13 protein-coding genes and 1 pseudogene are annotated in these 13,039 nt (G+C 70.2%); 9 read left to right on the top strand and 5 right to left on the bottom strand.

Annotation, left to right across the window (positions count from 1 at the left end):
- Positions 1–5: 5 nt before the first annotated feature.
- Positions 6–1,382: a glucose-6-phosphate dehydrogenase gene (locus tag ABD736_RS11345; RefSeq protein WP_344791876.1), complete on the top strand. Its 1,377-nt coding sequence runs from the start codon at positions 6–8 to the stop codon at positions 1,380–1,382.
- On the opposite strand, the gene ABD736_RS11340 is transcribed toward ABD736_RS11345, so the two are convergent.
- Complete coding sequence (locus tag ABD736_RS11340) at positions 1,366–2,451, bottom strand: LacI family DNA-binding transcriptional regulator (RefSeq protein ID WP_344791875.1); 1,086 nt, start codon at positions 2,449–2,451, stop codon at positions 1,366–1,368. The two genes, ABD736_RS11345 and ABD736_RS11340, sit on opposite strands and share 17 nt — an antisense overlap.
- 122 nt (positions 2,452–2,573) lie before the next feature.
- Between ABD736_RS11340 and ABD736_RS11335 the strand changes: the two genes are divergently transcribed.
- From ABD736_RS11335 to crcB, 7 genes are all read left to right on the top strand, one after another.
- Positions 2,574–3,893, top strand: a complete 1,320-nt coding sequence (locus tag ABD736_RS11335) for an MFS transporter (protein WP_344791874.1) — start codon at positions 2,574–2,576, stop codon at positions 3,891–3,893.
- A 133-nt stretch (positions 3,894–4,026) separates the two neighbouring features.
- A complete protein-coding gene (gene nucS / locus ABD736_RS11330; RefSeq protein ID WP_344791873.1) occupies positions 4,027–4,722 on the top strand; it encodes an endonuclease NucS in 696 nt (231 codons plus the stop codon).
- Complete coding sequence (locus tag ABD736_RS11325; RefSeq protein WP_344791872.1) at positions 4,722–5,135, top strand: SseB family protein; 414 nt, start codon at positions 4,722–4,724, stop codon at positions 5,133–5,135. The genes nucS and ABD736_RS11325 overlap by 1 nt, the downstream gene beginning before the upstream one ends.
- 37 nt (positions 5,136–5,172) lie before the next feature.
- On the top strand, positions 5,173–5,865 hold the full coding sequence (locus ABD736_RS11320; protein ID WP_344791871.1) for an HAD hydrolase-like protein: 693 nt from the start codon (positions 5,173–5,175) through the stop codon (positions 5,863–5,865).
- Positions 5,866–5,874: 9 nt separating this feature from the next.
- Positions 5,875–6,456, top strand: a complete 582-nt coding sequence (locus ABD736_RS11315) for a universal stress protein (protein WP_344791870.1) — start codon at positions 5,875–5,877, stop codon at positions 6,454–6,456.
- Entirely contained in the window at positions 6,449–7,054 is a 606-nt protein-coding gene (locus ABD736_RS11310; protein WP_344791869.1) for a fluoride efflux transporter FluC, read from the top strand. Before ABD736_RS11315 ends, ABD736_RS11310 begins: the two co-directional genes overlap by 8 nt.
- On the top strand, positions 7,051–7,422 hold the full coding sequence (gene crcB / locus ABD736_RS11305; protein WP_344791868.1) for a fluoride efflux transporter CrcB: 372 nt from the start codon (positions 7,051–7,053) through the stop codon (positions 7,420–7,422). The genes ABD736_RS11310 and crcB overlap by 4 nt, the downstream gene beginning before the upstream one ends.
- Here the strand turns inward: crcB and ABD736_RS11300 are convergent.
- From ABD736_RS11300 to ABD736_RS11290, 3 genes are all read right to left on the bottom strand, one after another.
- Positions 7,419–8,822: an MFS transporter gene (locus tag ABD736_RS11300; RefSeq protein WP_344791867.1), complete on the bottom strand. Its 1,404-nt coding sequence runs from the start codon at positions 8,820–8,822 to the stop codon at positions 7,419–7,421. The genes crcB and ABD736_RS11300 overlap by 4 nt on opposite strands.
- A complete protein-coding gene (locus ABD736_RS11295; RefSeq protein ID WP_344791866.1) occupies positions 8,823–9,638 on the bottom strand; it encodes an ABC transporter ATP-binding protein in 816 nt (271 codons plus the stop codon).
- A 105-nt stretch (positions 9,639–9,743) separates the two neighbouring features.
- Complete coding sequence (locus ABD736_RS11290; protein ID WP_344791865.1) at positions 9,744–11,012, bottom strand: aspartate aminotransferase type Ic; 1,269 nt, start codon at positions 11,010–11,012, stop codon at positions 9,744–9,746.
- A gap of 71 nt (positions 11,013–11,083) precedes the next feature.
- On the opposite strand from ABD736_RS11290, the gene ABD736_RS11285 reads away from it, so the two are divergent.
- Positions 11,084–11,314, top strand: coding sequence for a hypothetical protein (locus ABD736_RS11285; RefSeq protein ID WP_344791864.1), 231 nt, complete (start codon positions 11,084–11,086; stop codon positions 11,312–11,314).
- Here the strand turns inward: ABD736_RS11285 and ABD736_RS11280 are convergent.
- A pseudogene (locus tag ABD736_RS11280) lies at positions 11,311–12,887 on the bottom strand (long-chain-fatty-acid--CoA ligase). The gene ABD736_RS11285 and the pseudogene ABD736_RS11280 overlap by 4 nt on opposite strands.
- Positions 12,888–13,039 lie beyond the last annotated feature (152 nt).

The following is a 13,039-nucleotide window of genomic DNA, read 5'->3' as shown; positions in this document are numbered from 1 at the left end:
GCAACGTGGCCAAGACCAACACCCCGGAACCTGCGACGCTGCTGATTCTCGGTGCGAGCGGCGACCTCGCCTCGCGCCTCTTGATGCCGGGCCTCGGCGGCCTGCTCACCGTTCAACCCGATCGCCGCGTGCAGCTCGTCGGTGCGGGCGTCGAGACCTACACCGACAAGGAGTGGAAGGACCGCGTCACCGCCGCCATGAAGACCGGCGACGCGAGCGGCCCCGCGGTCGACGAGCTGGTCAAGACCACCAGCTACCTGACGGCCGATGTGACGAAGGCTTCCGATCTGCAGAAGCTGCTTGCGGCCTGCGACAACCCGCCCGCCATCTACTTCGCCCTGCCACCGGCGATCACGGCGCTGGCCTGCGACGCGCTCGTCGGCATCGTTCCCGACGGGGTGCGCCTCGCGCTCGAGAAGCCGTTCGGGGTCGACGAGGCCTCTGCGCACAAGCTCAACCAGAAGCTCGCCACCCTGGTGCCCGAGGATCACGCCTTCCGCGTCGACCACTTCCTGGGCACGAGCGGCGTGCTCAACATCCTCGGCACGCGGTTCGCCAACCGCATCATCGAGCCGCTGCTCAACAACACCCACGTCGAGTCGGTCGAGATCATCTTCGACGAGACGCTCGGGCTTGAGGGCCGCGCTCGTTACTACGACCACGCGGGCGCACTGGTCGACATGATCCAGAGCCACCTGCTGCAGACCCTCGCGGTCGTCGCGATGGAGCCGCCCGCCGCCCTCGATGCGGCGGACGTGCGCGATCTGAAGGCGCTCGCGCTGCGCGCGACGCATCTGTGGGCGGATGACCCGGCTGCGGCGTCTCGCCGCGCGCGCTACACCGCCGGCACGATCGACGGGCGGAAGCTGCCGTCGTACGTCGACGAAGAGGGAGTCGACCCCAAGAACGAGACCGAGACGCTCGCCGAACTGACCGTCGAAGTGCGCAACAACCGCTGGGCGGGGGTGCCGTTCACGCTGCGCAGCGGGAAGGCGCTCGGCGCGCCGCGGCACGAGATCGTCTTCACGTTCCGGCTGCCCGCGCACGTGCCCGAGCGGATCCGCGGCTCGGACCAGCCCAACCGGCTGCGCCTCGACCTGAAGACTCTCGAGATGACGCTCGAGCTCGACGTGAACGGGCCGGGCGACCCGTACACGATCGACCGCGCCGAGCTGCGAGCGGCCCTCAATCCCGGCCAACTGCCTGCTTACGGCGAGGTGCTCGCCGGGGTGCTCGAGGGCGACCCCATGCTGGCAGTGCGCGGCGACACCGCCGAAGACTGCTGGCGCCTTGTCGACCCCGTGCTGAAGGCGTGGAAGAAAGGGAAGGTCCCGCTCGAGGAGTACAAGGCGGGGTCGCAGGGGCCTAAGCGCTGGGCTTAGCCGTCGTGTTCCCCTCGTGGAACTCGGCGGTGAACAGGCGCGTCTCGACGTCACTGCCACCGAGCATCGCCTTGATCGCGCGCCCGGCCGCCCGGCCCTTCTCGGCCGCGGGCTGCACGAGCGTGGTCAGGTCGTAGGGCCACAGCCCGTCGACCTTCACGCCGTCGAAGCCGATCACCGAGAGCTGCTCTGGAACGGAAATCCCCAGCTCCTCGGCCGCGCGGATCACGCCGGCGGCGAGCAGGTCGCTCTGCGCGATGATCGCGGTGGGGCGAGAGGATGCCTCACCTGACAGCAGCTCGAGCGCGGCGAGCCGCCCCTCTTCGACGTAGGAGCCGGCGCCGGTGTAGGCGGGCGCGTCAGGAAACACGTCGCGCGCGCCGGCGAGGCGCTCGAGCGTCGTCGAACTCGTGCCCGCCGCGATGCGTTCGGGCGTGACCGGGGCGCGCAGGTGATCGCGGTCGAGCGAGAGCGCGACGATCGCGACGCGCTCGTGGCCGAGCTTCTTGAGGTGCTCGGCGCCGAGACGGGTGGCCTCGCGGTTGTCCTGCAGGATCATGACCACGTCGTCGTCGCCGGGGTTGCCCTCGATCGCGACGACCGGCACGCCGCGGGCGCGCAGCGTGGCGATGGATTCCTCGAAGCGGGGGCTGCACCCCATGAGAACGGCGCCGTCGATCGGCGCGTCGCTCAGGGTGACCGGGTTCTTCTCGTCGCCGCCTGCTTCGCCTGCCACCTCGGTGAGCACCAGCAGGCCGGCGTCGATCTCGCCGAGCTCTTCAGAGATGCCGTCGAGGGTGGCGATCTTGATCGGGTCGCGGAACGCGTCGCGCACGCGCTCTTCGAGCACGACGCCGACGATGCCGCTGCGCCCCCGGCGCAGGGAGCGCGCCCGCGGGTCGGGGCCGCCGTAGTTGAGCTCTCGGGCCGCCTGCAGCACGCGCTCGCGTGTCGCGTCGGAGACCGGCCCGGTGCCGCTGAAGGCGAGGGATGCCGTCGAGGCGCTCACCCCGGCGCGCGAGGCTACGGCGGCGAGCGTGGGGCGATGCTCGTTGTCGACGGCGGTCACGGGTGCTCCTTCGGGTGGCTTCCCTTCGGGGAGGGTTTCAGATAGCTTAGGCTGACCCGGCTATCGAATCGATTCGACAGTCGAATTCTCAGGTACCGCACCGACCCCGTCAAGTGAGCCACATGAGCACCGCCCAAGCCCGCGCCGACCGCACGCCCGCCACGCCGGAACAGCGCCGGTGGCGCAACGCGGTGTTCGTGGTCTTCGCGCTGAGCGGGGTGCTGCTCGCGAGCTTCGCCGCGCGCTTGCCCGCGGCGCGCGACGCCCTCGCCATCGACCCCGGCCAGGTCGGCCTGCTCATCGTCTGCATCTCGCTCGGGGCGATCCTCGGCCTCGTCGTCGCACCTGCGGCATCGCACGTGCTCGGCTCGCGCGCCGGGATGGCGGGAGCGCTCGCCTTCGGGGCGGTCGGCCTGGCGCTATCGGGCCTCGGTGCGACGCTGTGGGGCAACATCGCCGTCACCGTCATCGGCCTCGGAATGCTCGGCCTCGGCAACGGCGCGGTCGACGTCATGATGAACGTCTCGGGGGCGACCGTCGAGCGGCGCATCGGCCGCACCCTGATGCCGCTGATGCACGCGTTCTTCTCGATCGGCACCGTCCTCGGGGCGTTGCTCGGCGCCGGAGCCGCGGCGGTCGACGTGCCCGCGTGGCTGCACCTGTCGGTCGTGGCCGTCTTCCTCATCGTCGTCGCCGTCATCGCCGTGCGCTTCGTGCCCGACCGGGAGGAGCTGCCCGAGGAAGAGGGCGCGGTCGGGGCATCCGGCACCAGCGCCGCGCTCACCACGGGCCAGCGCTTCCGCCGCTCGGTCGTCGCCCGCATCGTCGTGTGGCGCGACCTGACGCTCGTGATGATCGGCGTCGTCATGCTCGGCATGGCCTTCGCGGAGGGGTCGGCCAACGACTGGATCGCCCTCGCGGCCGTCGACGACCATGGCACCACCAAGGCGCAGGGCGCCCTCGTGCTGGACGTGTTCCTGGTCGCGATGACCCTCGGGCGCATGGCGGGCGGCCCGCTCGTCGACCGGCTCGGCCGGGTGTGGGCGATCCGGATCACCGCCGGCCTCGGCGTGATCGGCCTGCTGCTGTTCATCCTCGGCGGCTCGCCCGCCGTCTTCGTCACCGGCGCAGTGTTCTGGGGCCTCGGTGCGTCGCTCGGCTTCCCGCTCGGCATGTCGGCGGCGGCCGACGACGAGCGGAACGCGACCACCCGCGTCGCCGCCGTCGCGATGATCGGCTACCTCGCCTTCCTCGGCGGGCCGCCCTTCATCGGCTTCCTCGCCGACCACGTCGGCATCCTGCACGCGCTGTTCGTCGTGCTGGCGCTCGTCCTCGCGGCGTTCCTGTGCGCGCCGGCGCTGAAAATGCGCAGCTATGCGAGTGGGGCGGATGGCTCGGCCAGTCCGCTTTCGCAGCCGAACGCCGCAGAGCGGAACGGCTGATCGCGGCGGGGCACCTCCGCAGGTAACCGATTCGGTCAATCGGGCCGCGTCTGCGCCAGCCAGCCGGGTGCGGCGTCCGAATCGGTGACCTACGGCACCGCAGGGCCCATGCGCGCTCTCGTAAACTCGTCACGTGCGTCTGGTGATTGCGAAGTGCTCTGTCGAATACGCCGGACGGCTCTCCGCACACCTGCCGCTCGCGACCCGTCTGCTGATGATCAAGGCCGACGGCTCGGTGCTGGTGCACTCCGACGGCGGCTCGTACAAGCCGCTGAACTGGATGAGCCCGCCGTGCACGCTGTCCATCTCCGAGCCGAGCGAAGAGCAGGCATCCGCCGGTATCACCCAGGTGTGGACGGTCGCGGCCAACAAGACGGACGACAGGCTCATCGTCGCGATCCACGAGGTGCAGCACGACAGCGCGCACGAACTGGGCGTCGACCCGGGGCTCGTGAAGGACGGCGTCGAGGCGCACCTGCAGAAGCTGCTCGCCGAGCAGATCGAGCTGCTCGGCGACGGGCACACGCTGGTGCGGCGCGAGTACATGACGGCGATCGGGCCGGTCGACATCTTGGCGAGGGATGCCTCGGGCCGCGCCGTCGCCGTGGAGTTGAAGCGCCGCGGCGACATCGACGGGGTCGAGCAGCTGACCCGCTACCTCGAGCTGATGAACCGCGACCCACACCTCGCTCCGGTCGCCGGTGTGTTCGCCGCGCAAGAGATCAAGCCGCAGGCCCGCACGCTGGCCGAAGACCGCGGCATCCGCTGCGTCGTGCTCGACTATGAGGCGATGAAGGGCGTCGACTCGGGCGTGCCCACCCTGTTCTGATGCGCGCGCCTGCCTTCCCCCAGTCCTACGAGAACCGCGCCGCGGCACTCGCACTCGACCGGCTCGTCGAGAACCCGAGCGAAGAGACTCTGACCGCGCTGCTCGACGCCGCGCTGCGCGGCGGGCTCACGGTCGACGTCACCGGCTCGCCGTCGCCGCAGGACCTGCGCCTGCGCACGCTGCAGACGACGGACGGCCGGCAGGTGCTGCCGCTGTTCACGTCGATGAAAGAGCTGAAGGCGACAGCGGATGCCGCGGGCCTGACCGGCACCAAGGTGAACGGCATTATCGTCCCCGGTCGTCAGGCGCTCGGCTTCATCGAGACGGCCGACTTCGTCGCCGTGCAGTTCGACCCGCGGAAACCCGGCGGGGTGGTGGCGCGCGAGCACGTGCTGCGCGCGCTCGGCGACTGAGTCGTTTCCAGCGACCCACCCATACACTTGTCGGGCTATGACTCTCGAAACACCTGAGGTGGCCCGCAACTGGTCCTGCGTGCTGTTCGACCTCGACGGCACCCTCACCGACTCGGCCCCCGGCATCACGCACTCCCTTGAGCGGATGTTCGAGGCCATCGGCCGCCCGGTCCACTCCGAAGAGGAGCTGCTGGCCTACGTCGGGCCGCCGCTCGCCGTGACGCTGCGCGACCGCGAGGACTTCACCGAGGCCGAGGCCGCGCACGCCCTCGAGGTGTACCGCAGCTTCGCCGAGGAATCCGATCTCGTCGACAACGCCGTGTTCCCCGGCATCGCGGGCCTGCTCAAGTCGCTCGCCGCGCAGGGAATCCCGGTCGCCACCGCCACCAGCAAGCCCGAGCGCCGCGCGCGCCGCATCCTCGAGCACTTCGGCCTCGCCGACTGCATCACCTTCGTAGGCGGCGCGAGCGACGACGAGTCGCGCGCAGAGAAGGCGGACGTCATCGCCTACACGCTGGCCGAGCTCGAGAAGCTCGGTGTCGACACCTCGCGCCCCGTCATGGTGGGCGACCGCTTCTACGACGTCGAGGGCGCGAGCGCCAACGACGTTCCGACGATCATGGTCGAGTGGGGCTACGGCTCGCCCGCCGAGGCGAAGGGTGCCATGGCGGTCGTGCACTCCGTCGACCAGCTGCGCTCACTGCTGCTCGGGCAGGCCGTCGCGGCGTAGCATTCCCGGGTGGGGAATCCTCGCTCGGGCCCGGTGGTGGTCGGACTTTCGCCCGACACGCCCGACCGCGTCCTCGACGAGGCCGTCGCGATGGCGCACGACCTGCGCATCCCGCTCGCCTGCGTCTACGTCGACGAGACCCGCGTGCCCATCGGCGAGGCGCCTGACGGGTCGGTGGTGACCGCGCCCGTGGCAGCCGCGGGGCACAACGAGTCCGTCACCGAGAAGCTGCAGCCCGCACTCACCGAGATCGCCGCACGCATCGTCGCGCGGGCCAGCGAGGCGAACGTCACGGTCACCCACCACACGCTCGCCGGCGACCCCGTGACGGCGCTCTCGCGCTTCGCCGTCGACCGCGATGCACGCGTCATCGTGGTCGGCACGCGCCAGCCCGGCGTGCGCGCGTCGCTCTCGCTGCTGCTTGCGGGGCCCGTCGCGTCGCGCCTCGCGCGCCGCCAGCCGGTGCCGGTTCTCGTGGTGCCGCTGCATGACCGCTCGCCGCTGCCTGCTGCCGCTGTCGATGATGAGACGGATGACCCGGCCGACGTTCCCGACCCGGGCGATGTGCTCTTCGGCGAGGGTCATGCCTAATCCCCTGCACACGCGCCCCCTGCCCGTGCTGCTCGTCTTCCTCGGCGGCGCACTCGGCACCGTGTCGCGCTATCTGCTCGGCCTCGCGATTCCGACCCTCGGGCCCGGATTCCCCCTGCCGACCTTCCTCGTCAACCTCGTCGGCGCCTTCGCGCTGGGGCTGCTGCTCGAAGGCCTGCTGCGCGGCGGCAACGACGTCGGCTGGCGGCAGCGCGTGCGCCTGCTGCTTGGGCCCGGGTTCATGGGCGGATTCACCACCTACAGCTCACTCTGCGTCGAGACGGTGCTGCTCACCGAGAACGGGCACTACTTCGTCGGCGGCCTCTACGCCGTCGCGTCGCTGCTGCTCGGCGTCGCCGCCGCGGCGGGCGGCGTGTGGGTCGCCGCGAACCTCGTCGAGGTGCCCGCGGTCACGGTGGCGCACTCGACGCTGACGTCGACGCAGGTGCTGCACCTCGCGCAGCCGCAGACGCTCGCGCAGCCCGAACCGCCGGCCCAACGGGGCCGGCTGATCGACGCGCCGCCTGCGGCGGATGCGCCGGGTCGACTCGACGACGGAGTCGGCGAACGCAGACCAGATCACGGAGGCATCCAGTGATCGTCCCCCTGCTGGTCGCCCTCGCGGGCGGCGTGGGCGCGGTCTCGCGATTCGTGCTCGACGGTCTGATCCGCTCACGCCTCTCGTCGCTCGTGCCCGCCGGCACCATGGTCATCAACGTCTCGGGCTCGCTGCTGCTCGGCTTCGTCACCGGCATCGTGCTCGTCGGCGCAGAGCCCGCCGACTTCCGGGTGGTCCTCGGCACCGGCTTCCTCGGCGGCTACACGACCTTCTCGACCGCGATGATCGAGACCGTGCGGCTGCTGCAGCAGCGCCGCTGGGTCGCCGCGGGAGTGAACGGCGTCGCCATGATGATCCTCGGCCTCGGCGCCGCGGTGCTCGGCGTCTTCCTCGGCACCCTCTTCTAGCTTGCCCTGGCGGTCGCCTGAGTGCCGGCCTCACGACGAAGCGCCACCGCCTCGAAGAGCGGAATGAGCAGCAGCGCGGCGGCTCCGATGAACGCCCACCGGTAGCCGAGCCAGTCGCCGTCACCGGTGACGGATGCCGCGAGCGAGCCGCCCAGGCGCACGAGCAGCGCTGCGACCGCGATGCCGAGACCGGCCGCCACCTGCTGCATCGTCGACGCAAGCGTGTTGGCCCCGTTCGTGAGTGCCGCGGGCACGTCGACGAACTGGATCGTGTTGTACCCGCTGAAGCCGATCGACCGGAACGCGCCGCTCGCCACGAGCAGCACAACGGTCACGGCGACGGGCGTCCGCGCGTCGACGAACGCGAGCGCCACGAGGATCGCCGCCCCGATCGCGTTCGAGCCCACGATCACCGTACGGAAGCCGAACCTCTTGATCAGCGGAGTCGTCGCCGGCTTGATGCCGATGTTGCCGACGAACAGCGCGATGACGATCAGACCGGCCTGCGCGGCCGACCAGCCGAAGCCCGCCTGGAACAGCAGCGTGACGAGGAACGGCACCGCGCCGATCATCAGGCGATACACCCCGCCGCCCGCATTCCCCGCGCGGAATGTATCGATGCGCAGGGCTGAGAAGTCGAGCACGGGATGCTTCGCGCGGCGCACGCGCCACCAGAACAGGCATCCGCTCACGACCGTCACGACGAGCGCGACGGCAACCGCGAGCCAATCGGCCTGCGTCTCACCGACGAGCTCGCCGGCCATCACCAGACCGGCCAGCGCGACGGCGATCAGCACCAGCCCGGACCAGTCGAGCGGCACGGGACGCAGCTCGTCGGCTTTGGGAACGAGCACAATCGCGGCGATCAGCGTTGCGATGCCGATGGGCACGTTGATCAGGAAGATCCAGCGCCAGCCGACGGTGTCGGCGAGCACGCCGCCGACGACCGGCGCGATGACCGGCGCGAGCAGGGCCGGCCAGGTCAGGTAGGCCATCGCGTCGAGCAGGTCGCGCGGCTCGATCGAGCGCAGCACCGCGAGCCGCCCGACCGGCACCATCATCGCGCCGCCGACGCCCTGCAGCACACGGAAGACGCAGAGCCAGAACAGGTCGGGCGAGAACGCGCACAGCACCGAGGCGACACCGAACGCCACGATCGCGGTGAGATACACCCTGCGGGTGCCGAAGCGGTCGGCGAGCCATCCGGTTGCGGGAATGCACACCGCGAGCGCGAGCAGATACGCCGTCATCGCGACGTTGATGTCGGTCGCGCGCACACCGAACTCACGCGCGATCGCGGGCGCGGCCGTCTGGATCACGGTTCCGTCGAGGAACTCCATGAAGGCCGTGATGGCGACGAGCAGCGCCAGTCCACGATTGAAGCTCGCGCCCGGCGCCATCTATGCCTGCTCGGGCATGTTTGGAGATCCGCGCCGCGTGCGCACGGCCCAGCGGCCCTCGTGGCGGCTGATCGTCACCGGGTAGTCCAGCGTCTCGGACACCAGCTCGGTCGTCAGGACCTCATCGGCCGGGCCCTGCGCCACCACCTTGCCGTCGCGCAGCAGCATGGCGTGCGTCGTCGAGGCGGGCAGCTCTTCGAGGTGATGCGTGACGAGAACGGATGCCAGATCGGGGTGCTGCTCGCGCAGCTGGTCGATGCGGTCGAGCAGCTGCTCGCGGGCGGCGATGTCGAGACCGGTCGATGGCTCGTCGAGCAGCAGCACGTGCGGGTCGGCCTGCAGGGCGCGCGCGATGAGGGTGCGCCCCCGCTCGCCCTGGGACAGGTTCGGCCACCGCGCCTCTCTCAGCGCACCCATGCCGAGCAGCTCGAGCAGATAGTCGGCGCGCTCGACCTCTGCCGGGCTCGGCGACCAGCGCATCGGCAGCTCGGTGCCGCCCGTGCCGCCGGTCAGCACGACCTCGCGCGCGGTGAGCGGGTTCAGCAGCTGATGCCGCGGGTTCACGTGGCCGATGAGTGTGCGCAGCTCACGCAGCTCAACGCGGCCGAGGCGCTTGCCGAGCACCTCGACGGTGCCGCGCGTCGGGTGCTGCACCGCACCGAGCAGCGACAGCAGCGTCGACTTACCCGCGCCGTTCGCGCCGATCAGCGCCCAGTGCTGACCGCGCTGGACCTCGAGATCGATGTGGTCGAGAATCACCCTGCCTTCCCGCACGAAGTCGACGCCGACGACGGAAAGGACGGGGGTGCTGCTCACGCTCTTACGCTACCGAATCGTTTCGACTAGCCACGCGGTTCGGCTCTCGCGAGCGCTGACGCGCACGCGGCGGCTGCCGCGCGACAGCCCACTGGGGTGTCGCCGCTATGCCGCAGCCGCCTTCTCGGCCTCTGCGAGCAGCAGCGCCGTGCAGAATCCCTCGAGCCCCGCGTTCAGGTCCTCGATGGTCGGGAACGTCGGCGCGATGCGGATCACTGCGTCTTCGGGGTCGTCGAGGTACGGGTGCGTCGAGCCGGCCGGCGTGATCGCGATACCTGCGCCCGCGGCGAGCGCGATCGCGCGCTTCGCGACACCGGGCGAGACCGTCAGAGTCACGAAGTACCCGCCCTTGGGGTCGGTCCAGCTGCCCACGCCGAATGGCGACAGCCGGCGCCCGAACACCTCTTGCACGGCGGCGAACTTGGGCGCGATGAGCGCGCGGTGCTTCTCCATGTGCGCGGCGACGCCCTCTGGCGACTGCAGCAGCGCGACGTGGCGCAGCTGGTTGAGCTTGTCGGGGCCGATCGACTGGAACGCCGCCCAGCGCGAGAACCACTGCACGTTCTCGACCGACGAGCCGAAGAACGCCACGCCGGACCCCGCGTACGTCACCTTGGACGTCGAGCCGAAGACGAAGACCCGATCGGGATGCCCCGCCTCAGCCGCGAGCGACAGGATGTCGATCGGCTCTGGCCTCCAGTCCGTGATGTGGTGCACGGCATAGGCGTTGTCCCAGAAGATGCGGAAGTCGTCGGCGGCGTCGAGCGAGACGAGTTCGCGCGCCACCTCTGGCGAGTACACGTCACCGGTCGGGTTCGAATAGACGGGAACGCACCAGATGCCCTTGATCGTCGGGTCAACCGCGATCGCGGCCTTCACCGCGGCGATGTCGGGTCCGTCCTCGTTCAGCGGCACCGGGATCATGCGCACCCCGAGTGCCTCGGTGATCGCGAAGTGCCGGTCGTAGCCGGGCACCGGGCACAGGAACGACACGGTCTCTTCGCGACCCCACGGCCGCTCCGAGCCCGGCACCCCGTGCAGCATCGCGAAGGTCAGCACATCGTGCATCAGCGTCAGCGACGAGTTGCCGAGCGCGAGCAGCTGCGGCACCGGCACCTGCAGTGCGTCGGAGAAGATCGCGCGCAGCTCGGGAAGGCCGGACGGGCCGCCGTAGTTGCGCAGGTCGGTTCCCGCGGCATCCGTGAACACGCCCTCGCCCGGCAGGGAGAGCATCGCGTCCGACAGCGCGAGCTGGTCCGCCGCGGGCTTGCCGCGCGTGAGATCCAGCTTCAGACCGCGCGCCTTCAGCTCGTCGTACGCCGACTGGAATTCGGCGAGACGGTCGGACAGGGTGCTGGTCGCGGCTGTGCTCACACGAAGATCGTACCGGCGAGGCATCCAGATCAAATCGTGTGAACGGATGCCTCGACGGGTACGAGCCGGGCATGACTGATCAGGACGACCCGCGCCCTTACGACCCCGAGGAACTCGACGACGACGCCGACGAATTGGACGAGCTCGACGGCGAGATCGATGAGGCGAAGGGCGACGCGCAGCAGACGGATTCCGACGACGACGAACTGCCCGACGAGCTGCCTCGTGCGACGCCTCCCGGCTCGGCGGCCGAGCTCGACGAAGAGCCCGGCAGGCGCGACCCGACGAACGACGACAACTAGGCCGGCTGCTGCGCGTGCTCCTCTTCCCACTGCGCGACGAGCACGCGCTTCAGCACCTTCCCTGACGGCCCGAGCGGCAGTGCGTCGACGATCTCGACCTCACGCGGGTACTTGTACGGCGCCACCTTCTCTTTGACGAACTCCACGAGCTCCGCGGGCTCGACCGACGCCCCGGCATGAGCGTGACCGCCGCGACGACCTCCTGCTGGTGCACCGGGTGCGGCACCCCGAACACGGCGCAGCCCGAGACGGCGTCGTGCCGCGCGAGCACCTCCTCGACCTCACGCGGGTACACGTTGTAGCCGTTGCGCACGATCATGTCCTTCTTGCGATCAACGATCGTGACGTAGTCGTCCTCGCTCATCGTGCCCAGGTCTCCGGTGCGGAACCAGCCGTCGACGACCGCCTCGGCGTCGGCATCCGGTCGGTTCAGATAGCCCTGGAACACGTTGTGGCCGCGCACGCAGATCTCGCCGAGCTCACCGCGCGGCAGCTCTTCGATGCGGCCTTCCAGCTCGGCGTCGGCGATGATCACCGAGGTTCCCCAGATCGGCTGGCCGATCGTGCCGGGGCGCGTCGGGCGGCCGTAGTGGTTGAAGGTCGCCACCGGAGAGGTCTCGGTGAGGCCGTAGCCCTCGTGCACCGAGATGCCGAAGTCCTCAGACATCCGCCCGATCACCGCGACCGGCAACGCCGCGCCGCCCGACAGCCCGTAGCGCAGCGGCGGCCGCTCGGGGTTCGACTTCGCCGCCTCGAGCAGCGCGATGTACATCGTGGGCACGCCCGTCATGATCGTGCAGCGGTGCGCGTTGAGCAGGGCGAGCGCGGTTGCGCCGTCGAATTTGGGGACCAAGACCACGGATGCCCCGCGCCGGAACGCCACGTTCATGACGCACATCTGGCCGAAGGTGTGGAACAGCGGCAGGCACCCGAGGATGACGTCGTCCTCATGGATGTCGATCGCCCCGAGCAGCAGCGTGTTGACGTGCTCGACGAGCGAGAAGTGCGAGCCCCTGGCGCCCTTCGGCTTGCCCGTGGTGCCGCTCGTGTAGAGGATCGTCGCAGTCGCCGTCGGCGGTAGGAACTCGTATCCGGCGACGGGCTCGGCGTCTTTCGCGAGGTCCTCGAGGCGCGGGAACGGAGCCTCGGCGAGCTTGTCGTCCGGCACCAGCACCGACAGCAGCGGTACCTTCGCGAGAGCGGCGCCCTTCGCACCCTCGGCCAGCAGTGGTGCCGCGACGATGAAGTGGGTCGCGCCGGAATCCTGCAGCACATAGGCGATCTCTTCACCCTTGAGCAGCGCGTGCACCGGCACGACGATCGCGCCGAGGCTCAGAATCGCGAAGTACGACCGCGGAAAGTCGGGCACATTCGGCAGCAGCACCGCCACACGGTCGCCGCGCTTCACACCGAGGTCGCGCAGCGCGCCGGCGTAGCGCTTTGTCTCCTCCCACAGCCGGCCGTAGCTGATGTGGTCGGCGCCGAAGATCAGCGCCGTGCTCTCGGGCACACGCTTGGCCGTCTCGGCCAGGATCGCGGCGAGGTTCACGGTCGCGAAGCCCTGATCGGGCAGCTCGGCTCGCTGGGCCGACGTGAGCTGTTCGGCCTGTTCGGGCAGATCGGGCAGGTCGGGCAGGTCGTTCGGGTCTGACACTGGGGATCCCCTCTCGTCGTCATTGACGATGCGTGCAACAGCGCGCGCTTGCCTGGGATGCTACGCGGCTG

The organism is Gryllotalpicola daejeonensis (genome assembly GCF_039538145.1).
GTDB classification, from domain to species: domain Bacteria; phylum Actinomycetota; class Actinomycetes; order Actinomycetales; family Microbacteriaceae; genus Gryllotalpicola; species Gryllotalpicola daejeonensis.
Note: the sequence above shows the minus strand (reverse complement) of the source record. Positions and strands in the feature narration are given on the sequence as shown.